Origin of the sequence: Nocardioides marmorisolisilvae, assembly GCF_003725775.1 — a bacterium.
GTDB lineage: Bacteria > Actinomycetota > Actinomycetes > Propionibacteriales > Nocardioidaceae > Marmoricola > Marmoricola marmorisolisilvae.
This window is the reverse complement of record NZ_RJSG01000001.1, coordinates 262-21710: the sequence shown is the minus strand read 5'-3', so window position 1 is coordinate 21710 and position 21449 is coordinate 262. Positions and strand designations below refer to the sequence as shown.

General features: G+C 70.9%; 17 protein-coding genes. 11 read left to right on the top strand and 6 right to left on the bottom strand.

The genetic code is table 11. The features are described 5' to 3' along the window. Window positions 1-52 precede the first annotated feature (52 nt). Together EFL95_RS00085 and EFL95_RS00080 are read left to right on the top strand one after the other, a co-directional pair. Window positions 53-1162, top strand: coding sequence for an NAD(P)H-dependent amine dehydrogenase family protein (locus EFL95_RS00085; RefSeq protein WP_123232032.1), 1110 nt, complete (start codon window positions 53-55; stop codon window positions 1160-1162). Beyond that, complete coding sequence (locus EFL95_RS00080) at window positions 1159-3069, top strand: oxidoreductase (RefSeq protein WP_221176261.1); 1911 nt, start codon at window positions 1159-1161, stop codon at window positions 3067-3069. Before EFL95_RS00085 ends, EFL95_RS00080 begins: the two co-directional genes overlap by 4 nt. A 4-nt stretch (window positions 3070-3073) precedes the next feature. Here the strand turns inward: EFL95_RS00080 and EFL95_RS00075 are convergent, their stop codons facing one another. Beyond that, window positions 3074-3472 (bottom strand): hypothetical protein, encoded by a 399-nt coding sequence (locus EFL95_RS00075; RefSeq protein WP_148044916.1) that lies wholly within the window; start codon window positions 3470-3472, stop codon window positions 3074-3076. A 98-nt stretch (window positions 3473-3570) separates the two neighbouring features. On the opposite strand from EFL95_RS00075, the gene EFL95_RS00070 reads away from it, so the two are divergent. Further along, window positions 3571-3810 (top strand): FitA-like ribbon-helix-helix domain-containing protein, encoded by a 240-nt coding sequence (locus tag EFL95_RS00070; protein ID WP_123232030.1) that lies wholly within the window; start codon window positions 3571-3573, stop codon window positions 3808-3810. Further along, complete coding sequence (locus tag EFL95_RS00065; protein WP_123232029.1) at window positions 3807-4223, top strand: type II toxin-antitoxin system VapC family toxin; 417 nt, start codon at window positions 3807-3809, stop codon at window positions 4221-4223. The genes EFL95_RS00070 and EFL95_RS00065 overlap by 4 nt, the downstream gene beginning before the upstream one ends. 1 nt (window position 4224) lies before the next feature. Here the strand turns inward: EFL95_RS00065 and EFL95_RS00060 are convergent, their stop codons facing one another. From EFL95_RS00060 to modA, 3 genes are read right to left on the bottom strand one after another with little or no spacing between them, the layout of a single operon-like run. Beyond that, the gene (locus EFL95_RS00060; RefSeq protein WP_123232028.1) at window positions 4225-5274 is read right to left on the bottom strand and encodes a sulfate/molybdate ABC transporter ATP-binding protein; all 1050 of its coding nucleotides are present in this window, start codon (window positions 5272-5274) and stop codon (window positions 4225-4227) included. Further along, window positions 5271-6059 (bottom strand): ABC transporter permease, encoded by a 789-nt coding sequence (locus EFL95_RS00055; protein ID WP_123232027.1) that lies wholly within the window; start codon window positions 6057-6059, stop codon window positions 5271-5273. Before EFL95_RS00055 ends, EFL95_RS00060 begins: the two co-directional genes overlap by 4 nt. An 18-nt stretch (window positions 6060-6077) precedes the next feature. Beyond that, a complete protein-coding gene (gene modA, locus EFL95_RS00050) occupies window positions 6078-6857 on the bottom strand; it encodes a molybdate ABC transporter substrate-binding protein (protein WP_123232026.1) in 780 nt (259 codons plus the stop codon). A 144-nt stretch (window positions 6858-7001) separates the two neighbouring features. On the opposite strand from modA, the gene EFL95_RS00045 reads away from it, so the two are divergent. Next, window positions 7002-7649 (top strand): PaaI family thioesterase, encoded by a 648-nt coding sequence (locus EFL95_RS00045; RefSeq protein ID WP_123232025.1) that lies wholly within the window; start codon window positions 7002-7004, stop codon window positions 7647-7649. Here the strand turns inward: EFL95_RS00045 and EFL95_RS00040 are convergent. After that, window positions 7620-8192: a TetR/AcrR family transcriptional regulator gene (locus tag EFL95_RS00040; RefSeq protein ID WP_123232024.1), complete on the bottom strand. Its 573-nt coding sequence runs from the start codon at window positions 8190-8192 to the stop codon at window positions 7620-7622. The two genes, EFL95_RS00045 and EFL95_RS00040, sit on opposite strands and share 30 nt — an antisense overlap. 56 nt (window positions 8193-8248) lie before the next feature. On the opposite strand from EFL95_RS00040, the gene EFL95_RS00035 reads away from it, so the two are divergent. From EFL95_RS00035 to EFL95_RS00010, 6 genes are all read left to right on the top strand, one after another. Further along, entirely contained in the window at window positions 8249-9436 is a 1188-nt protein-coding gene (locus tag EFL95_RS00035; protein WP_123232023.1) for an oxidoreductase, read from the top strand. A 9-nt stretch (window positions 9437-9445) separates the two neighbouring features. Continuing rightward, window positions 9446-10303, top strand: a complete 858-nt coding sequence (locus tag EFL95_RS00030; protein ID WP_123232022.1) for a thioesterase family protein — start codon at window positions 9446-9448, stop codon at window positions 10301-10303. Then, window positions 10300-10665, top strand: a complete 366-nt coding sequence (locus EFL95_RS00025) for a (deoxy)nucleoside triphosphate pyrophosphohydrolase (protein WP_123232021.1) — start codon at window positions 10300-10302, stop codon at window positions 10663-10665. The genes EFL95_RS00030 and EFL95_RS00025 overlap by 4 nt, the downstream gene beginning before the upstream one ends. A 9-nt stretch (window positions 10666-10674) precedes the next feature. After that, window positions 10675-11589 (top strand): N-acetyl-1-D-myo-inositol-2-amino-2-deoxy-alpha-D-glucopyranoside deacetylase, encoded by a 915-nt coding sequence (mshB, locus tag EFL95_RS00020; RefSeq protein ID WP_123232020.1) that lies wholly within the window; start codon window positions 10675-10677, stop codon window positions 11587-11589. An 84-nt stretch (window positions 11590-11673) separates the two neighbouring features. Continuing rightward, window positions 11674-12492: an esterase/lipase family protein gene (locus tag EFL95_RS00015; RefSeq protein WP_123232019.1), complete on the top strand. Its 819-nt coding sequence runs from the start codon at window positions 11674-11676 to the stop codon at window positions 12490-12492. Between the two features lie 74 nt (window positions 12493-12566). After that, complete coding sequence (locus tag EFL95_RS00010; RefSeq protein ID WP_148044915.1) at window positions 12567-16358, top strand: AAA family ATPase; 3792 nt, start codon at window positions 12567-12569, stop codon at window positions 16356-16358. A gap of 14 nt (window positions 16359-16372) precedes the next feature. Here EFL95_RS00010 and EFL95_RS00005 read toward each other — a convergent pair. Then, window positions 16373-21449, bottom strand: a 5077-nt coding sequence (locus EFL95_RS00005; RefSeq protein ID WP_183406959.1) for an Ig-like domain-containing protein, incomplete at its 5' end; no start/stop codon positions are given.

Below are 21449 nucleotides of genomic sequence, written 5' to 3'. Positions count from 1 at the left end.
ATTTTCATTAAGGGGTCTATGAAAGTTCTACGGGGTGTGCGAACCTCCTCGCATGCCCACGCCTGCTGATCCCTACCCGTCCACGTCCGGCCGCCAGGTGCGCGTGTTCCAGGTCGCCACCGGCAACGTCGGCGCGGAGATGATCGGCCGGATCCAGCGGCACCCGGACCTGGAGCTGGTGGGCCTGCACTGCTACTCGCCGGACAAGATCGGCACGGACGCGGGCGTTCTCGCGGGCGGTGATCCGGTCGGCGTGGTGGCCACCGGCACGGTCGAGGAGATCATCGCCGCGCGGCCCGACGTGCTGACCTTCCACGGCGTCTGGCCCGATGTCGCGCTCTACGAAGCGGTGCTCGAGGCGGGCATCGACATCGTCACCACGGCCGACTTCATCACCGGCCACCACCGCGACGCCAACCACCCGCTCGCCGACGGCCGCACCGAGTCCGAGGTCATCGCCGCGGCCTGCGAGCGGGGCGGCTCCAGCTTCTACGGCACCGGCATGAACCCGGGCCTGGCGCAGATCCTCAGCATCGTGCACTCCTGCGACGTGGCGGACATCGAGAAGGTCACCTGCATCGAGTCGGTCGACGTCTCCTGCCACCACTCGGTCGAGACCTGGGTGAACTGCGGCTTCGGCTTCCCGGCCGACGACCCCGAGCAGGTGCGCAAGCTCGAGCTCGGGTGCCGGGTCTTCGGCGACGGCGTCTACCTGATGGCCGACGCGCTGGGCATCGAGCTCGACACCGTCGATTTCGAGTGCGAGCTCGGCGCCTGCACCGAGGACGTCGACCTCGGCTGGTACCAGCTCCCGAAGGGCTCGGTCGGCGGCGCCAAGTTCGCCTACGTCGGCAAGGTCGGCGGCGTGCCCCGGGTCGAGCTCGGCCTGGAGTGGCAGATGACCCCGAAGACCGAGCCGAAGTGGGACGTCCAGGGCTGCTACGTCACCAAGATCGACGGCGACCCGATCATCTACTCCAAGCACATGATCATCCCCAAGCCGGGGACACCGTTCGACGCCGAGGCGTTCGCCTCGATCGGGATGACGGTCACCGGCATGCCGGCGCTGAACGCGATCCGCGCCGTGGTCGAGGCGCGGCCCGGGATCATCACCAGCGCCGACCTTCCCCTGCGGGCTTTCGCCGGACGCTTCGCGCAGTGAGCTACGACCACCTGCTCGCCCCCGGCCGCATCGGGAGCATGGAGCTGCGCAACCGGATCGTGATGTCTCCGATGGAGACGCTCTACGGAACCCCGGAAGGTCTGCCGAGCGACCGCACCGTCGCCTACTTCGCGGCCCGCGCCGCCGGCGGCGTCGGGCTGATCACCGTCGGTGCGACCGGCATCGACCACCAGCACCCGGAGACCCCCGGGGGTCTGCAGCTCGGCACCGACTCCGGGGTCGAGGCGCACCGCCGGCTCGTGGACGCGGTGCACGAGCACGGCGCGAAGATCCAGCCGCAGATCGTGCACGCCGGTCCGGACGGTCTCGGCCCGGAGATGTTCGGCGTCTCCTCGATCGGTCCGTCGGTGATCCCGTCGTACCTGACCGGGCGGCCGTCGGAGGAGATCACCGTCGCCCAGATCAACGGGCTGATGGACCTCTACAAGGCCGCGGTACGCCGCGCTCGCGAGGCCGGCTACGACGGCATCGAGCTGCACGCCGCGCACGGCTACATGATGCTCGGCTCGTTCCTCGCGCCGCAGCGCAACCGGCGCACCGACGACTACCGCGGCGACACCATCGAGGGCCGGCTGCGGATCGTGCTCGAGGCGCTCGCCGCGATCCGGTCCGAGGTCGGCGACGACTTCCCGATCACCCTGCGCATCTCCGGCTTCGAGCGCGTCGCCGGTGGGAGGCCGATGTACGAGACTGCGCAGGTCGCCCCGCGCCTGGTCGCTGCGGGGGTGAACGCGTTCCACGTCAGCGGCGGGGTCATCGACCGGTTGGTCTCGAAGATGGTCAACGGCTCCGACGACGGCGACGGCCTCAACATCGGTGCGGCGGCCGCGGTCCGGCAGGCCGTCGACGTCCCGGTGATCGCGGTGGGTCGGTTGCACGACCCGGACCTCGCCGAGCAGGTGCTCGCCGACGGACGCGCGGACTTCGTCGCGATGGGGCGACCGTTGCTCGCCGACCCCGAGCTGCCGAACAAGCTTCGCACCGGCGGACGGGTGCGTCGCTGCATCTCGTGCGAGAACTGCATCGACTCGCTCGAGCAGCGGTTCTCCGTCGACTGCGCGGTGAACCCGCGCACCGGCAAGGAGGCCGAGCTGTTGCTGGGTCCGACGGCCGCGCGCAAGCACCTCGTCGTGGTCGGCGGCGGTCCCGGGGGGATGGAGGCCGCGCGGGTCGCGGCCGACAACGGCCACCGGGTCACCCTGCTCGAGGCCGAGGGCGAGCTCGGCGGCGCGTTCCGCTGGGCGTGCGCCGCGCACCCGGACAACGCGCCGTTCCTCGACTTTCTGCGGGCCGAGATCGCGGAGAGCGACGTCGAGGTCAGGCTCGGCACCCGCGCGGACGTCGCCTCCGTGGCGGCGCTGGAGCCGGACGCGGTCGTCGTCGCGACCGGAGGTCGGATCGCTCGTGACCACGAGGGCACGGATCCGCGCGCGGTGATCGCCGGCGCAGCGCCCGCCCCGGGTCGCCGGGTCGTCATCGTCGGCGGAGACCTGGTCGGGGTCGCCACCGCGGTCCACCTCGCGGAGCACGGTCACGTCGTCGCCGTGCTCGAACCGGGTCGCGAGCTGGCGCCCGAGATCGGCTGGAAGCGCAAGACCGAGGAGATGCTGCGCCTCGACCGGCTCGGGGTCACGGTCCACGTCGGCGCTGTGGTCGAGGAGGTCGTCGACGCCGGGGTGCGGTTCACGCCGGCCGGCGGGACCTCCCGCCTGCTGGAGGCCGACTCGGTGCTGGTGGCCGGTGTCGTCCAGGCCGACACCACGCTGTTCGACGCAGTGCGCGACCGGCTGCCCGGCGTACCGGTTCAGGCCGTGGGGGACGCGACCGGGCTCGGCCTGGTGCGCAAGGCGACCGAGGATGCCGCGCGGTTCGTCGCGACGCTCTGAGTCGTCAGGGGATCGAGCAGACCACGTCGGCGGTAACGGTCTTGAGGGCGACCAGCGTGATCGTCTTCTTCTCCGTCGTACAGGTGGTCTTGCCGTCGTTGATCTGCGGGCTCGTGCCGCGGATCGTGTAGCGGCCGGGGAACAGCCCGATCGCGTACTTGCCGGTCGAGTCGACGGTGGCCTTGGTGACCGACCCACTCGCCGAGGTGATCGTCACCGTGCCGCCGACCGGCTGGGGCTTCCCGGGTGCCGGTCCGCCGACCATCTCCAAGGTGCCCCGCACCATCGCCGCGGCCGGGCCGGGCGGTGGGATCGAGGTGTCGGCGTCCGGCTTCTTCTTCTCGCCGCCGCCGCAGCCGGAGAGCACGAGCACGAGGATGCATCCGAGGGCCAAGGACTTCACGCACGCAGTCTGGTGGAACCGCACGTGGGTTTGACGCGGATGGTCGCGCTCCGGACTCGTTGCTAGCATTGACAGCATCGCTAGCGAGGAGGAGGACCTTGGGCACCATCACCGTTCGCAATCTGGATCCGGAGGTCCAGCGGCTCCTCAAGCAGCGTGCGGCCGCCCACGACCGGTCCATGGAGGCTGAGGTGCGCGAGATCCTCGCGGCCGCCGTTCGTACGAGCTCCTTCGCCGCCGACTGGATCGCCAGCGCTGACGAGTTCCGCGCCGAGTTCGTCGGCGTCGACCTCGAGCTGCCCGAACGGAGCCTGCCGCGGGAGATCGAGATCCCTTGATCCTCCTCGACACCAACGTTCTCTCCGAGGCCTTTCGCCCGGAGCCCGACGCGGGGGTGCTGGCGTGGCTGGGTCGTCAAGCCCAGCCGATGGCGAGCGCCGTGACGGTGGGCGAGCTGCGGCGCGGCGCTCTGGTGCTTCCTGCGGGGCGACGCCGGGACGCGTTCCTGGCGAGCATCGACGCGACGCTGCGGGACCACGTGAACCGCATCCTGCCGTACGACGGCGCCGCCGCCCGGATCTACGCGCACCTGCACGCGCACCGGCGTTCGATCGGACGTCCCCTGGCGGTCGAGGACGGCATGATCGCGGCGACAGCGATCATCAACAGTGCCTCGATCGCGACCCGGAACGTCACCGACTTCGAGCAGCTCGGCGTCGAGGTCATCGACCCGTGGAACCTCGACTCCTAGGTCAGGCCAATCGGTAGACGTCGATCTCGGTCGCCTTCACGCTGAACGCCGCCCAGGTCCCGGGCGTCAGGTCGAGGTCGGCGACCGCCTGCAGGGTGACGTCGGCGCTCAGCTGCTCGGTGCGCAGACGGATCAGGTCGCCGAGCGGCTCCAGCTCGTCGATCCGGACGCCGAACGAGTTGCGCGGGCTTCCCTGGGGCAGGTCCCGGTAGACCGCGACGGCGTGCGGCTTGAAGGTCGCGACCACGCGATCGCCCGGCTGCGGCAACGGCTCGGCCGCCATCCCGAAGAGCACGCCTCCGTCGTCGAGCTCGACGTGGTCACCGGTCCAGGTGCCGGCCAGCAGGTTCACCCCGGCCAGCCGCGCGGCGAAGCGGCTGCGCGGCCGCGTCAGCACCACCCGGGTGTCACCGTCCTCGACGATGCGGCCGTTCTCCAGGACGACGACGCGGTCAGCCAGCAGCAGGGCGTCCAGCACGTCGTGGGTCACGATCACCGCGGTCCGGTCGGCGAGGACGCCGCGCAGGGTCTGGCGCAGTGCCGGGGTCACCTCGACGTCGAGCGAGGCCATCGGCTCGTCGAGGAGCAGCAGCCGCGGATCGGCCGCGAGTGCGCGGGCGATGGCGACCCGTTGGGCCTGTCCTCCCGAGAGCCCACCCGGCTTGCGTCCAGCCAGGTCGAGGGCGCCCACCTGGCTCAGCCAGTGCTCGGCCTGCTGCTGGGCGTCGCGGCGCGGGACGCCGCGGCTGCGCGGGCCGAACGCCACGTTGTCGAGCACGGTCAGGTGCGGGAACAGCAGCGGGTCCTGGGAGAGCAGCGCGACGCCACGACGGTGCGGTGGCAGGTCCACGCCGTTGTCGGTGTCGAGGAGCGGCTGACCGTCGAGGACCACCCGGCCCCTCTCCGGTCGGAGCAACCCGGCGGCGACCGCGAGCAGCGTGGACTTGCCGGCGCCGTTCTCGCCGAGCAGGGCGACGGTCTGGCCGGTGTTGATCTCGAAGGAGGCGTCCACGTCGCGCTCGGCGACCCGTGCTCCCAGCTCCAGGCTCACGGCTCCCTCCGATCGGGACGGGCCAGCGCGATCACCACGACCGCCACCACCACCAGGAGCAGAGCGAGCGCCACGGCAGCGTCGGGGTCGACCTCGCGCTGCAGGTAGATCTCGAGAGGCAGCGTGCGGGTGACGCCCTGGAGGCTGCCCGCGAAGGTGATGGTCGCCCCGAACTCACCCAGGGCGCGGGCGAAGGAGAGCACCATCCCGGCGAGCAGACCCGGCAGCACCAGCGGCAGGGTGACGCGCCGGAACACGGTGGTCGGCCCGGCGCCGAGGCCGGCGGCGACCACCTCGTACCGCTGCCCGGCTGTGCGCAGCGCGCCCTCGAGGCTGACCACCAGGAACGGCAGGGCGACGAAGGTCTGCGCCAGCACGACGGCCATCGTGGAGAACGCGATCCGGATGTCCATCACCTCGAGCGCGTGCCCGAGCAGGCCCTTGCGACCGAAGGTGTAGAGCAGGGCCAGGCCGCCGACGACCGGGGGCAGCACCAGCGGCAGCAGCACCAGCGAGCGCAGTACGTTCTGCCCCGGGAAGGTCGTGCGCGCCAGCACCAGGGCCATCGGTACGCCGAGCAGGACGCAGAGAACCGTCGTGGCCGCGGAGGTGCGCAGGCTCAGCAGCAGTGCGTCCTTGGACGACTCGCTGGTGATCAGCGTGCCGAAGTTCGCCCAGTCGACCTTCGTGATGATGGCGACCAGGGGCAGCAGCACGAAGACCGCACCGACGAGCGCCGGGACGTACAGCCATCCCGGCAGCCCGACGGTGCGTGTCCTCCCCATGGAAGGCGTTGTATCAGGTCAGGGCTTCGCGAAGCCCGCCCCAGCGAGGGCTTCCTGCCCGACCGTGCCGAGCACCAGCTCGACGAACGCCTTGGCCAGTGCTGCGTGCTTGCTGTCCTTCAGGGTCGCGATCGGGTAGGTGTTCACCGCCGACGCGGCCTCCGGGAACGTCACGCCGTTGACCGCGTCACCGGCGGCCTTCACGTCGGTGACGTAGACCAGGCCGGCGTCCGCCTCGCCCGAGGTCACCTTGGCGAGCACGTCCTTGACGGACTGCTCCTCGCTGACCGGCTTGAAGGTGAGCTTCGCGCCCTCCTCGACCTTCTGCGCGGCGCTGCCGCACGGGACCTCGGGGGCGCAGATGACCAGCGCGACTCCCTTCTTGGCCAGGTCGTCGAGCGAGTCGATCTTGGCCGGGTTGTCCGGCGGGGTGACGATCTCGAGGGTGTTGGAGGCGAAGTTCTCCGGAGCGTCGCCCTGGAGCCCGTCCGCGGTCAGCTTGTCCATGTTCTTGGTGTCGGCGGACGCGAAGACGTCGGCCGGGGCGCCCTGCTGGATCTGGGTGACCAGATCGGAGGAGCCGCCGAAGCTGAACGTCACCTTCACGCCGGGGTGGTCGGCCTCGAACTTCTTGCCGAGGTCGGTGAACACGCCGGTCAGGGAGGCGGCGGCGTAGACCGTGAGCGTCTCGCTCTTGGGGGCCGACGTCTTGTCGTCGTCGCTCGAGCCGCACCCGGTCAGGGCTGCGGAGGTGGACAGGACGACGAGGGCGGAGATCACCCGGGTGCGGAGATTCATAGCCTCATCCCACCGCATCGGCGGAGGAAAAGCCATCTAATGTCCGCCTGTAAGGAATTCGTCACACTCCGCGCACCGGCCCCGGCCGCGCCCGATATCCTTCCCGGACGAGACGCTGCGTCTCGTAAGGCGAAGAGGTGGCAGATGGGCGAGATGGTGTTCCGGCAGGTCGACCTCAGCACGGAGGAGGTCGACGCGCTCGAGGCGCGGTACGTGCCGCTGACCGAGGCGGTCCGCGAGCTGGTCGCCGCCACGATCCTGTCCAACGCCGACGACGACGTGGTCGCCGAAGCGCTCGCGGCCGTCCGCGAGGTCACTGCGAAGCTCAGCGCCTCGGTCGAGACCGATCACAGCGGCGTGAACTACAACGGCGCCGGCCGGTCCTGGAACTGGGGGAACGCCGGCAGCGGGGAGCGCAACGCGATCGCCCCGCCGATCGACCTGAAGACCAACCCTGACGGCAGCACGTACGCCGACCTGGTGCTCGGGGCGGCGTACGAAGGTCCTCCGGGTCACGTGCACGGGGGAGTCAGCGCCCTGCTGCTCGACCACCTGATGGGCGTCACCGCGAGCCAGATGAGCCGGCCGACCTTCACCGGCACGCTGACCCTGCGCTACCGCAACCCGCTGCCGCTCGGGCCGATCCGCGTCGAGGGGCGGGTGGCTCGCGAGGAGGGCCGCAAGGTGTTCGTCGAGGCGAGCATCACCGGCTCCGACGGGATCGCCCTGGAGGCCGACGGGGTGTTCATCACCCCGACCTGGTCACCCAGCCTGGAGGCCACGCAGAACTGAGCGGGCCATCTCGGTCGCGCCTCGCCGGGTGAGCTGTTGGTGCGCCAGCACCCGGAAGACCATGAAGCCGATGATCGCGTCGACCGCGTTGCGTCGCTGGGCTGCGGTGGCCGGGAGATCGGACGCCGCTGCCAGCCGCGCGTTCGCCTGTTCCTGCAGCGGGCCGCTGAACTTCTCGTGCAGCCGCCGCGAGGTCTCCTCGTCGTCGGTGGCCGCGGCGGTCAGCATCCGCAGCGTTGCCGCGCCGCGTGGCGAACCGAGCGAGGCGGCGAGGTGGCCGGCCCAGCGGCCGAGGTCGGCGAACACGTCGCCGGTGTCGGCCGGAGCCGCTGGTCCGAGATCGTCGCGCTCCAGCAGGGCGTCCGCCACCAGCACGGCCCGGTTCGGCCACCACCGGTAGATCGTCTGCTTGCCCACGCCGGCCCGGGCGGCCACCGCCTCGATGCTGAGCTGCTCGAGGCCGTGAGCGTGCAGCAGCTCGTTGGTCGCGTCCAGGATCGCCACCCGGGCGCGCTCGCTGCGTCGGCGCGGTGCTTCGGTCACGTCCGCAGCCTAGACCAAACGAGACGCAGCGTCTCGTTTGGTGTTACCGTCCGGGCATGGCGAACCCCGCGGTCCCCAACGTCTTCGAGCCGGCGATGCTCGGCCCGGTCACCCTGCGCAACCGCACCGTCAAGGCCGCGACCTTCGAGGGCCGGACGCCGTACGGGCTGGTCACCGACGAGCTCATCGACTACCACCTCGCGCCGGCGCGCGGCGGCGTCGGCCTGACCACGGTCGCCTACCTGGCGGTGGCGCCGGAGGGCCGCACCCAGAAGGAGGTCATCGTCGTCAACGACGAGTCGGCCCCCGGCCTGGCGCGGCTGACCGAGAAGATCCACGAGACCGGCGCGAAGATCGCCGGCCAGCTCGGCCACGCCGGCCCCGTCGCCAACGGCCGGTCGAACGGCGTGAAGGCGCTGGCCGCCTCGAAGATGCCGTCCCCGCTGTCGATGCAGATGATCGGCTCGGCCACCGCCGCCGACATCGCGCGCATCACGAAGGACTACGTGCGCACCGCGCGGATCATGGTCGAGACCGGCTTCGACGTGCTCGAGATCCACATGGCGCACGGCTACCTGCTCTCGTCGTTCCTCGCCCCGGGTCAGAACCGGCGTAAGGACGGTTGGGGCGGGTCGCTGACCAACCGTGCGAAGTTCGCCCGCGACGTCGCCCGGGTCGTCCGCGAGGAGGTCGGCGACGCGGTCGCGGTCACCGCGAAGATCGGCATGACCGAGGGCTCGCCCGTCGGGTTCTCGATGCCGGAGACGTTGGAGTTCGCCCAGCTGCTGGAGGCCGACGGCCACCTCGACGCACTCGAGCTCTCGGCCGGCAGCTCGTTGCTCAACCCGATGTACCTGTTCCGCGGCGACGTGCCGCTCAAGGAGTTCGCCGCGACCATGCCGGCTGCGGTGCGTCTCGGCCTGAAGACCCCGGTGGGCAAGCGGTTCTTCAAGGCCTACCCGTTCGAGGAGGCGTTCCTGCGGGAGAAGGCGCTGGCCTTCCGCGAGGGTCTCTCGATGCCGTTGATCATGCTCGGCGGCATCAACAACCTGGCCACCCTGGACCGCGCAATGGCCGAGGGCTTCGACTTCGTCGCGATGGGTCGCGCTCTGCTGCGCGAGCCCGACCTGGTGAACCGGATGCAGCGTGGTGAGACCAGCGACGGGATCTGCATCCACTGCAACCAGTGCATGCCGACGATCTACTCGGGCACCCGGTGCGTGGTCGTCCAGCCGCAGCCGTAGCCTCGGCGCATGACGTACGAGCTCGACCGGGACACCGCTGTCACCTCGCTGGGCGACGGCCGGTACGCCGCGGAGCTGGCCCCGGGCTGGGTGGTCGGCGGTGGGGTCAACGGTGGTTACGTCCTCGCGACCCTGGCCAACGCGGTCGCGGCTGAGCTCGGTGCGCTCGTTCCCGAGAAGCAGCACGTCGACCCGTTCTCGGTGACCTCGCACTTCGTCACCCCCGCTTCGCCCGGGCCGGCCGTCGTGACCTGCGAGTTGGTCCGCTCGGGCGGTCGGTTCTCGACGGTGCGGGCGACGCTGAGCCAGGAGGTCGACGGCGCGTTGGTGCCGCGGATCGCCACGCACTCGACGTTCGGCAACCTCGACACCGCGCACGACGAGCGCTCGGACGCCGAAGCCGCCTCCCTCGGTCTGGCTCTGGAGCCGCCGGTGCTGCCTGCGCCCGAGGACTGCCTGGACTCCCAGGATGCGCCCGAGGACTTCAAGAAGATCGCCCCGCTGCTGGACCGGTTCGGCACCCGGTTCGACCCGCCGACCGCGGCCTGGCGCGACGGGAACCCGAGCCGACGCGGATTGATCCAGGGCTGGTTCAAGCTCGCCGACGACCGACCGCTGGACCCGATCGCCCTGCTGGTGGTCGTCGACGCCCTGCCGCCGGTGACCTTCGACCTCGGCATGCCCGGCTGGGCTCCGACGCTCGAGCTGACCGCACACGTCCGCGCCCGTCCTGCGCCGGGCTGGGCGATCGTGCGGCACCAGACCCGGACGGTGGCCGGCGGGCTGTTCGAGGAGGACTGCGACGTGTGGGACGCAGGCGGCCGGCTGGTCGCGCAGTCCCGGCAGCTGGCGCTGCAGCCTCGATGACCCTCGTCGTCGGCGTCGCGATCGTCCGGAGCGGACGCGTGCTCGCCGCGCGGCGGTCCGGCGGCGGGTGGGAGTTCCCCGGCGGCAAGGTCGAGCCGGGGGAGGCGCCCGAGGACGCGGCGGTCCGCGAGATCGCCGAGGAGCTCGGCTGCGGCATCGAGGTCACCGGCTGGTTGGAGGGCGAGGTCGAGATCCGTCCGGACCTGGCGCTGCGCGTCGCACGCGCGCTCCTGGTCGGCGGCGAACCGATCCCGCGGCCGGGGGAGCACGACGCGATCCGGTGGTTGTCCCACGCCGAGCTCGACGCGGTCGACTGGCTGCCGGCAGACCGCCCGTTCCTGGGTGTCCTCGGCACCCTCTAACCTCGGACCATGACCGGTTCCGCCAAGCACGCCCTCTTCGTGCACGCCCACCCCGACGACGAGAGCATCAACAACGCCGCCACCATGGCGAAGTACGTCGCCGCCGGGATCGGCGTCACCCTGATCACCTGCACCGCGGGGGAGATGGGCGAGGTCCTGGTGCCCGAGCTGGAGCACCTGGCGCACGACCAGGACGACAAGCTCGCCGACCAGCGCAAGCTCGAGCTGACCAACGCGATGGCGGAGATCGGTGTCACCGACCACCGCTTCCTGGGGGGCTTCGGCAAGTACCGCGACTCGGGGATGCAGTGGCACGAGGACGGCCACGCGATCGCCGCGGACACCATCCACGACAACGCCTTCTGGAACGCCGACCTGACCGAGGCCGCCGACGACCTGGTCGCGGTGATCCGTGAGGTCCGGCCGCAGGTGTTGGTCACCTACGACCAGTTCGGCAACTACGGGCACCCCGACCACATCCAGGCGCACCGGGTCGCGACCTACGCCGCCGCGCTGGCCGCGGTGCCGTCGTACCGGAACGACCTGGGAGAGGCCCACGACATCGCGAAGGTCTACTGGGTCGCGATGTCGGAGTCGTGGATGCGCGAGGGGCTGCGCGCGATGCGTGCGGCCGGCGACGAGACCACCTTCGAGGGGATGGACCCCGAAGGCCAGCTGCCGCCGTTCGTGACCTCCGACGACAACCTCGCCGCGATGGTCGACGGCACCGAGTTCCACGAGCAGAAGATGAAGGCGCTCGCTGCGCACGCCACCCAGATCACCACCGACGGCCCGTTCTTCGCGCTGTCGAACAACGCCGGCAGCCAGGCGTGGGGGTACGAGTTCTACCGGATCGCGAAGGGCGAGAAAGCCGCCCCGTACGACGACAAAGGCCTGGAGACGGACCTGTTCAACGGCATCTAGACCAGGGCATAACAGTGGTCTAGACAAAAGGGGCAAAACGGACATAACGGTATAAAATGGAATCCTGCCTAGGGGGAGGGTTCCATGCGCACTTCGCGTTTCGCCGTCACTGTCACCGCCGTTCTTGCTCTGAGTGCCTTGCTCAGCCCGTTCGGTACCGGATCGGCCCAGGCGGCCGCATCCACCGTCTCGCCGACCGGCACCAACAACTGGAGCTGCAAGGCCAACGCCGCGCACCCGAACCCGGTCGTGATGGTGCACGGCACCTACGGGGACATGACCGTGTGGAACACGATGGGCCCGGCCCTGGTCAACGCCGGGTACTGCGTCTACGCGCTGAACTACGGCAGCCAGGCCACCGCCTCGATGGTCACCTCGGCCGGTGAGCTGAAGACGTTCGTGGACAAGGTGCTCGCCTCGACCGGCGCCACCAAGGTCTCGATCGTGGGGCACTCCCAGGGCGGCACGATGCCGCGGTACTACCTGAAGAACCTCGGCGGCGCCGCCAAGGTCAACGACATGATCAGCATCTCTGCGGCCAACCACGGCACCACCAACACCGGGGTCACCGCGAAGATGGTCGGCTACCCGACGTGCGTCGCCTGCAGCCAGCTGATGTCCGGGTCCTCGTTCCTGGCCAGCCTGAACGCCACCGACGAGACGCCCGGCACGGTCAGCTACACCAACATCGTCACGTCGTACGACAAGGTCGTCACGCCGTACACCTCGGGCTACCTGTCGGGTCCGAGCACCACCAACATCAAGCTCCAGGACGACTGCCCGGCCGACACCGCCTCGCACACCCAGATGCCCAGCGACCCGGCGGTCATCCGGCTGGTCGGCAACGCGCTGGCCACCAACGGCCCGGCCCAGGCGACGTACAAGGCGAAGTGCACCTGGTGAGACTGCCCCGCGTGCGCTAGACCACCCGAACGCGCGTTCGGGAAACCCCCGGTCCCGGAAGGCAGACTGGCCCGGTGAGCGCGGGGGTGCGGATGGACGGGGCGCAGTTCGCTGCCCTGGCACCGGCGCTGTCCGCGTCCTGGCTGGCCGAGGCGCCCGACGAGCTGCACCGCCGTCGCACCGGCAGCCTGGTCTCGGCGGATCTCTCCGGCTTCACCGCGATGTCGGAGCGGCTCGCCTCGCTCGGCAAGGAGGGCGCCGAGCGGCTGACCGAGATCGTCAACGGCTGCTTCGACACTCTCATCTCGATCGCCGGCAGCGAGGGCGGTGACGTCCTGAAGTTCGGCGGGGATGCGCTGCTCATCTGGTTCGAGGGCGACGACGGTGCCGAGCGCAGCGCCCGCGCGTCGGTCCGGATGCAGGCGGCGATCGGCAAGCCGCGCTTCGCCAAGCTCGGCCTGAAGATGTCCGTGGGCGCGCACCACGGCGACTTCGACCTGTTCCTGGTCGGGGAACCGGAGTGGCGCGAGCTGGTCCTGCTCGGCGCTCCGGTCTCGCGAACCGTGGAGCTCGAGTCGGCGGCCGAGGCCGGCCAGGTGCTGGTGAGCAAGGAGCTCGCGGACCTGCTGCCCGAGCACTGGCGATCGAAGAAGACGGCCGGAGGTGTGCTGCTGGACCAGGACGCGGTTCCCCGGCAGCGACGCACCGGCCGCGAGCTGGCGCCGGTCCCGGGTGAGCCCGGGCTGGTGGCGCCGAAGCTGCGCGAGGAGGTCTCGGCGCTGGCGTCGTTGGGAGGCGAGCACCGGATCGCGAGCATCGTCTTCCTCGAGGTCCTCGGCACCGACGCGTCGCTCGAGCAGACCGGCCCCGAGGAGTTCGCGCGCGGTCTCGACGCCCTGGTCCGATCGGCCCAGGCGCTGCGCAGCGGCACCAGCGTTCAGTTCCTCTACACCGACGTGATCGCCGACGGGGTCAAGCTCATCGCCACCGCGGGGGCTCCGGTGTCGACCACGAACGACGACGAGTCGGCGCTGCGCTACGCCGTCGACATCGTCCACGGCGACCCGCTCAGGCGGCTCAAGGGCGGGGTGAACAGCGGCCGGATCTTCGCCGGGTTCCTCGGCTCGGCCAGCCGATACACCTACACCGTGATGGGTGACCCGGTGAACCTGTCGGCCCGGCTGATGGCGCACGCCGAACCGGGGCAGGTGGTGGTCTCGACCGACGTGGTCCAGCGCAGTCGCGCCCGGGTCAGCGCGCGCGAGCTGCCGCCGTTCCTGGTCAAGGGCAAGAGCAAGCCGGTCACCGCGGTCGTGGTCGACGACGTCACCGAGACGTTGCAGTCCCCGCTGGCGGCCAACGACCTGCCGCTGGTGGGACGCGAGCAGGAGCTCGCGGAGCTGCGGTCGGTGGTCGGCCAGGTCGCCGACGGTCGCGGGTGCGCCGTGGAGATCCTCGGCGAGGCCGGCGTCGGCAAGTCGCGCCTGATCGCCGAGATCGCCACCGACGAGCGCCTTTTCCAGCAGGTCAACGTCGAGTGCCAGCCGTACCACTCCAACACCGCGTACGCCGCCGCCAAGGTGGTCCTCCGCCGCCTGGTCGGAATCCCGTACAGCGCCTCCGCCGCCCGCGCCGGCGAGCTGCTCGCTCGCACCGTCGGCCGGGTGCGCCCGACGCTGCTGCCGATGCTCCCGCTGCTGGCGGCACCCCTGGACGCGGAGGTCGCGCCGACGCCGGAGGCCGACGCGATCGCCACCGACTTCGTGCTGGCACGCACGCACGAGGCGGTCGTCGACCTGCTCACGGTCATGGTGGGCACCCCGACCCTGTTCTTGGTCGAGGACGCCTACTACGCCGACCCGGCATCGGCTGCGCTGTTCAGCGCTCTGGCCTCGCGGATCAGCGGCCAGCCCTGGTTGCTGATCGCCACGAACCGGCCGAGCAGCGCGCTACTGCTCACCGGCGTCGAGACGGTGCGCCGGATGAACCTGGAGCCGCTCGACGAGGCGGCCGCCGTCGCGCTGGCCGCGGCCGCCCTGCACCACGACGCCGGCGACGAGCACCGGGCCAACGCACTCTCCGCGGTCGCCGACCGTGCGGGCGGCAACCCGCTGTTCGTGCTCGAGCTGATGCAGGCGGTCCGCGACGGTGTCGCGACCGAGGACCTGCCCGAGTCCGTCGAGCGGATCGTGGCAGAACGCCTCGACCGCCTCGGTGCCGTGGACCGTACGCTGCTGCGCTACGCGGCGGTGGTAGGAGCCCGCTTCGACACCGAGCTGCTCGACCTCGTGCTGACCAGCACCGGTCAGCGTGCCTCGGACCCGCACATCTGGGACGGTCTGGGCGACCTGGTCGAGCGCGACGGCGAGCACCACGTCCGGTTCCGGCACGTGCTCTACCGCGACGTCGCGTACGAAGGTCTGCCGTTCGGACGCCGGGGACGGCTGCACCAGCGGGTCGGCGAGCTGATCGAGGCGAGCAGCCAGGCCAGCGACGTGGCGCTGCTGGCCGAGCACTTCTTCCGCGCGGGCGACTACGAGCGCACCTGGCGCTACTCGGTCGCGGCGGGGGACCGGGCCTGGGAGCAGCTCGCCGTCTCCGAGGCCGCGGTCGCCTACGAGCGCGCGCTCAAGGTGCGCCGGTGGGTCCGCGGTCTGACCCCGTACGTCGTGGCCCGGGTCTCCGAGGCCCGCGGTGACGTGATGGAGCGCTCGGCCGACTACCCCGAGGCCGACGTGGCCTACAAGGCCGCTTCCAGGCTCGTGGGCGACGACCCGGTCCGCGGTGCCCGGCTGCTGCGCAAACGCGGGGTGCTGCGTGAGCGGGCCGGCAAGTACTCCGCCGCGCTGCGCTGGTACGACCGCGGTCGGGACCTGGTCGCGGCCACCGACGAGCCGTGGCTCGACGCCCCGCTGCTGGTCGCCGCCGCTGGCGTGATGCACCGGATGGGACGCACCGAGGACCAGGCGGACCTGGCCCGGCTCGGCATCGAGCACGCCGTGCGGGGTGGCGACAAGGACGCCGAGGCCCACGCCAGCCTGGTGCTGCAGACCGCCCTCACCCACGCCGGCGACGTCTCCGACGTGAGCTACGGCGAGCGCGCCCTCGAGCTGTTCACCGAGACCGGCAACGTCCTCTACCAGGGCACCGCCCTGAACAACCTCGGCGTCGCGCAGTACTTCTCCGGCGACTGGAACGCCGCCTCGGAGCACTACCAGGACGCCGCCGACCGCTACCAGCGCTGCGGCGACCGCTCGTTGCTCGCGATGGCGCGCAACAACGCCGGCGAGATCCTCTCCGACCAGGGGCGCACCGACGAGGCGGTGCTGCTCTTCGAGCAGGCGATCGAGACCTGGAGCGCCGCCGGCTACCCGCTCGGCTGCGGACTGGCCGAGGCCAATCTGGGACGCGCCCTGGTGCGGGACGGGCAGAACGCGGCCGGCCTGGCCGCGCTGCAGCGGGCCCTGGAGAAGCTGACCGAGATCAAGTCGGAGCTGTTCGTCGTCGAGACCCGGATCCGGATCGTGGAGGGCCTGCTGCTGGGCGGGCACACCGAGCTCGCGGCCGCCGCGCTCGACGAGGTCGCTGAGCTGGTCGTCGCCGGCGGCGGCTTCCCCGGTTCGGACGCGTTCGTCGCCCGCCTGCGCAGCTGGCTGGCCCGGCAGACCGAACGGGACGAGGACGCGGTCGCCCACGCGCGCGAGGCGATCACGCTGGCCGAGAAGGCCGACGTCCGGTTCGAGCGGACCATCTCGCTGCACGGGCTGGCCGAGCTGACCCGGGACCGCGCCCTGGCGAAGGAGGCGGACACCGAGCTGGCAGCGCTGGGAGTCGTCCGACTCCCAGCGCTGCCCATTCCGCTCTGAGCTGCTGACCCGGGCTAGCCGATCAGGCTGGCCGAGGCCGACGACCCGTGCCAGGCGTCCTTGCCCGGGAAGGTCGCGTAGTACTTCCCGGCCAGGACCATCGCCAGGGTGTACAGCAGGTTGGTCGGGCAGGCGGCCACACCGGAGCTGTTGGTCGTCGCGGTGCAGATCGAGGTCCCGCTCGGGAGCGTGAACTTGATCGTCTGGCCGGCCAGCGGATTGCCGCTGGCGTCCTTGAGCGTTGCCGAGATGGCGCCGCTCTTGAGCTCGACCACGTTGGTGCTGATCTTCAGCTGGAGCAGTGCCGCGGTGGCGGTGAGGACGGTCTTCTTGTTGACCTTCACCGTCGCCGAGGCCGTCTGGCCCAGGTTGTCGACCACCGTCACCGTCGCCGTGGTGTCCACCCACGCCGTGTTGTAGGTGTGGGTCACCGTCAGCACGCCGCCGCCCGAGCCGTTCCGGGTGATCGTGCAGCCCGAACCGGCCATCGCGCAGTTCGTCGAGCCGCCGTCGCCCCAGGCGACCGTCCCGGAGTAGTCGAGCACCGAGTACCCGGTGAACGGCACCGTCAGGGTCGTGACCGCTCCGTCCTGGGCCTTGCTGACCCCGATGGTGCCGACCGTCGCCGGGGCTCCCAGCACCGTGAAGGTGCGGGTCGCCGTCGGCACGCTGGCCGGGTTTCCGGCACGGTCGGGGCCGGCGTACACGGTGACGCTGTGCGTACCGGGTGCCAGCAGCATCGTGGTTCCGCTGGCCACCGGGATCGGCGAGCTGTCCACCGTCGCGGTGCAGGTGGTGCCACCCGAGCCTGCGTCGGGGCAGCTGTAGCTGATCAGCGCGCCAGGCACGACCGGGAGGTTCTGACCCGGCGCCGGGCTCGCGATCTGGGCCACCGGCCCGACCCGGTCGATCGGCACCGTGACGGTCTGCGTCTGGCCGTCGCCGCTGGTGACCCGGACGGTGTGCAGTCCGGTGTCGGTCAGCTTGAACGGCTCCTGGTAGCCGGTCGGGTCGCTCTCGCCGACCACCTCGTAGACCAGCTTGGTGCCGCCGGTCGCGGTCACGGTGACCGGACCGGTGTACCAGTTCTCGCCGCCCTGGGTGCCGGAGAGGGTGACCTGCAGGTCGCCCACCGGGGTCGGGTCGCCGTCACCGGTCCCGCCGATGACCACGCCGTCGTCGTTGAAGTTCTGCGCCTTGTCGTTGGTCACCCCGACGTTGCCGGCGGCGTCGACCGCCTGCAGCACGAACTCCAGGTTCCGTCCGGTGGTGGTCAGCGAGCCGGTCCACTCGTCCGAGCCCGCCGTGCGGACCAGGTCCAGACCGCGCCACACCGTGCTGACCCCCGAACGCGGGTCCTCCAGCAGCAGCAACCGGACCCGCTTGACCCGGGAGGCGTCCCCGCGGTCGTCGAGCACGTGGGCCGAGATGCTGACCACGCCGTCGTGGACCTGGCCGGTGACCTGCGAGAACGTCGGAGCGATCCAGTCGTCGTTGCCCGCGGACGGCAGGTACGTCTGCACGTCCATGGACCGGTACGTCCGCTGGAGGCCCTTGCCGTCCGCCGCGGTGGTCCGGAAGTAGCCGGTGGTCGCGGCGACGTGGAACGTCTCGCCGGCCGGCGACAGCCCGGAGTTCACCCGGACGGCCCGCGTCGGGAACGCCGTGTCCACCCCGATGTCGACGCGCTCGCCCGAGCTGTCCACGGTCGGCTGGAACACGTACGGGTCGGTGTTCGGCGTGTCCACGCTGGTCAGGCCCAGCACGAGGGCGTCGTGCGCGGCGAGGCCGGCGGGAAGCGCGTACTCGGTGTCCACCTTCGGCTCGACCGGGCGGTTCTGCACCGTGGTCAGGCTGTCCTCGCCGGTGGTCGGGTCGACCGCGGCGGTGTAGGTGGTGCCGTTGTCCGCGGTCCGGTTGGCGTAGGTCGGCGCGAGGTGCGTCGTGGCCACGCTGAGCCCGGTGGTCGCGTCCGGGGTGATCGTCGCCGAGACCGGGGCCGGGTTCGCCGGCGGGTTCGCGACGTCGAGCCGGTAGAACGGCAGGCCGTAGAAGGTCGTCTCCTGCAGCACCTTCTCGTCGTACGGCGTGTACTCCGCGAGGCCGGAGAAGTAGGCGTTCTTGGCGTAGAGCAGTGCCTCGCCGACCGACATGCTGCCGTTCAGCCGCTGGGCGAAGTCACCCATCAGCTGCTCGGAGAGCGCCACCGTGTCGGTGTCGCCGTACCCGAAGCCGGTGTTGCCGACGAACACGCCGCCCTGGCTGGAGACGGCCTGGGCGAAGTCCAGGGCCCGGTCGCCGCTGAGCAGCTTGTCGCTGGCCGAGAGGCCGCTGTGGCAGCCCATCGAGAACACCACCGAGCCGGCCAGGTCGCCGTTCAGGGCACCGCGCACCGCGGCCGCCTGGAACAGGTCGGACTCGTCATGCGTGGCGTTGCCGGCGGCCGGCAGCGCGCGGTAGTGGTCGAAGTGGGCGTTGATCGAGAGCAGGTCGGGCTTGATCGCGTGGATCGCGTCCTCGAGGTCCTGCCTCGTCCAGGTGTCGGAGATCTTCTCCGAGACCGAGCCGTAGGTCTTCTTCACCGAGGCGTCGATGCCCTGGGCACCGTCGGAGAGGAAGTCGTACCCGGTGACCAGGCCGGTCCCGACCGCGAGCTTGCCGTTGGCGGTCTCGAAGTCGGTGAGCTGGTCACCGATCTCGCCGGGCGACTCGACCAGACGGCCGATCGTGGTGTCCGGGACGTACAGCGTGCGGTCACCGAACGCGTACGGCGAACGGTCGACGTAGGCGTTGTCGGTCTGGACGTTGCTGGTCGCGAAGGTCGCGTACAGCGCGTTGCCGGAGTCGCTGAAGGTCGAGGCGTAGCCGGACTCGTTGGCCACCTCGGTGCGGTCCGGCACCCGGGCGAACGGGACGGCGTCGTCACCGCCGACCAGGACCACGTTCTTCAGGTCGGCACCGGCCGAGCGGTAGCCGTTCAGCACCCGGGCGATCTCGCTGACCACCCCGTTGGCGCCGGACGGCACGCACGGGCTGGCGTCCCAGGCGGCGTACGCGGCCCGGACCCCGGGGTCGGCGTCGACGGTGAGCACCGAGGCCTTCTGCAGTCCGCTGTCGTTGAGCCAGCTGGTGAATCCGGTCAGCTGGTCCATCAGGGTGTTCGCGGCGTCGTCGCCGTACAGGCCGGCCATCCGCGAGCGGTTGACCACGAACACCGTGTCGGTGCCGGTGGGCAGGGTCTGCGGCAGCAGGGTGCCCTGGGTCCCGGCGGTGACCGTGCGGACCGGGCAGGCCGGCTGCTCGGTGTTCACGAACCGCTTGAGCCGCAGCGCGTAGGGCTGCGAGTCGACCGCGGCGTTGTACCCGGTCACGGCCAGGTAGTAGGTGCCGGTCCGGGTCAGCACCCGGGTGTCGATCTGCTCGTTGGTGCGTCCGCGGTTGAAGGAACCCTGGACCACGGCGAGGTTGCCGAGGTCGGAGGGCCGCTTCACCTCGTTACCGACCGACGGCTGCGGGGTGTAGGTGCCGGCCTGGTCCTTGCCGGGCAGTCCGGAGCCGGAACCGTCGTCGACCGGGTCGAGCTTCTTGCCCGCGGTCGGTTGGACGCTGCCGACGGACGGCGAGTACAGCACCATGTCCAGGTCGGCGTCGAGGTTGCTCAGGCTGATCGAGACCCGGGTTCCGGGCTGCGTCACGCTGAACTTGTAGACGTCGACGTCGTCGGCCGAGGAGATGTGCGACAGCTCGATGGTGTCGTCCGGCAGGGTGGTCGCGTTGGCGATCGTGTCGTTCGGCTCGATCGCCTCCTTGACCACCGTCGAGGCGGTGTCGCTGCTGGTCTCGTCGTCCGCGGGCAGGAAGGCGGTGGCCTTGACCTGCGCCGGGCCGATGTTCAGCGGCGCCTGCATGTCGAAGGTGAGCGACTGCGGAGCGTTCGCCGGGACGTTGGTGAACGTCCAGGTGGCCACGTCACCGTCGATGTCCGGCTTCAGCTCCGAGGCGTCGCCGTACGACGTGCCGTTGATCGAACCGGTGTCGATCTTCGCGCCGTGGGGGAGCTGCACGGTCACCCGGACCGTGCGCGGCAGGCCGTCGGGAGCGTCGGCGCGGTAGGCCAGCGTCAGCGGCGAGCCGATCGGGTCGTCGTCCAGCGCCTGGGCGCTCACGGACCCGAAGTCGAGCGACTCCCACGGGTACTGCTTCGGGTTCATCAGGGTCAGCAGCAGGTCACCGAAGGTGATCTGGTCGAGCTCCGAGCTCCCCGCCATCGCGGTGAGCAGCTGGCCCAGCGTGGTGTTGCCGTACTTGCCGAGCTCGCCGAGCGTCAGGTCGCCGAGGTCGGTCAGGTCGCTGAACGACTTGTTCGGCATGGCCTGGCTGAGCGCGGTCCGCAGGTCGTCGGCGGAGTAGGTGCCGCCGCCCGGCTTCTGGATGGCGTCGGCCAGGTCGCCCAGGCGCAGCCCCTTCAGCGCATTGCTCAGGTCGCCGAGGTGCAGGTACTGCAGCAGCACGCCGGTCTGGCCGAGGGTGACGTTGTCCCATCCGGTGATGCTCGCCAGCGTCATGTGTGCCGCGTCGAGGGCGTCACGGACCTGCTGCGGCGAGAACTCGCGCAGGTGGTTGGCCAGGTCGCTGAGCCGGACCCCGTCGAGGTGACCGCTGAGGTCGGACAGCTTCAGGTACGGCCACAGCTGCGGCAGCTCACCCAGGGTGAGGTTGCCCCACGACGTGAGGTCGGCCATCGTGCGGCTGCCCAGGGCGCTGCGCAGGTGGTCGTCCGTCGCGGCCGTGGTCGCTCCGATCAGGTCGCTCAGCCGCATCAGCTTGAGCAGGTCGGCGCTCAGGTCGCCGATCTTCGCCCCCGCCTTGATCGCGCCGGCGGCGGCCGCGGTGCCGAGGGTGGCTCCGGGGGCGTCGCAGTCGAACGCGGTGCAGTCGATGAGGGTGTTGCGCAGCGTGGTGCCGATGCCCGAGAGCGGGATGCCGGAGAGCGGGGTGGTCCCGATCTCGATGCCGGAAAGCGGGATGCCGGAGAGCGGCGCACCGTTGATGCTGATCCCGGAGAGCGGGATGCCGGAGAGCGGGATCCCG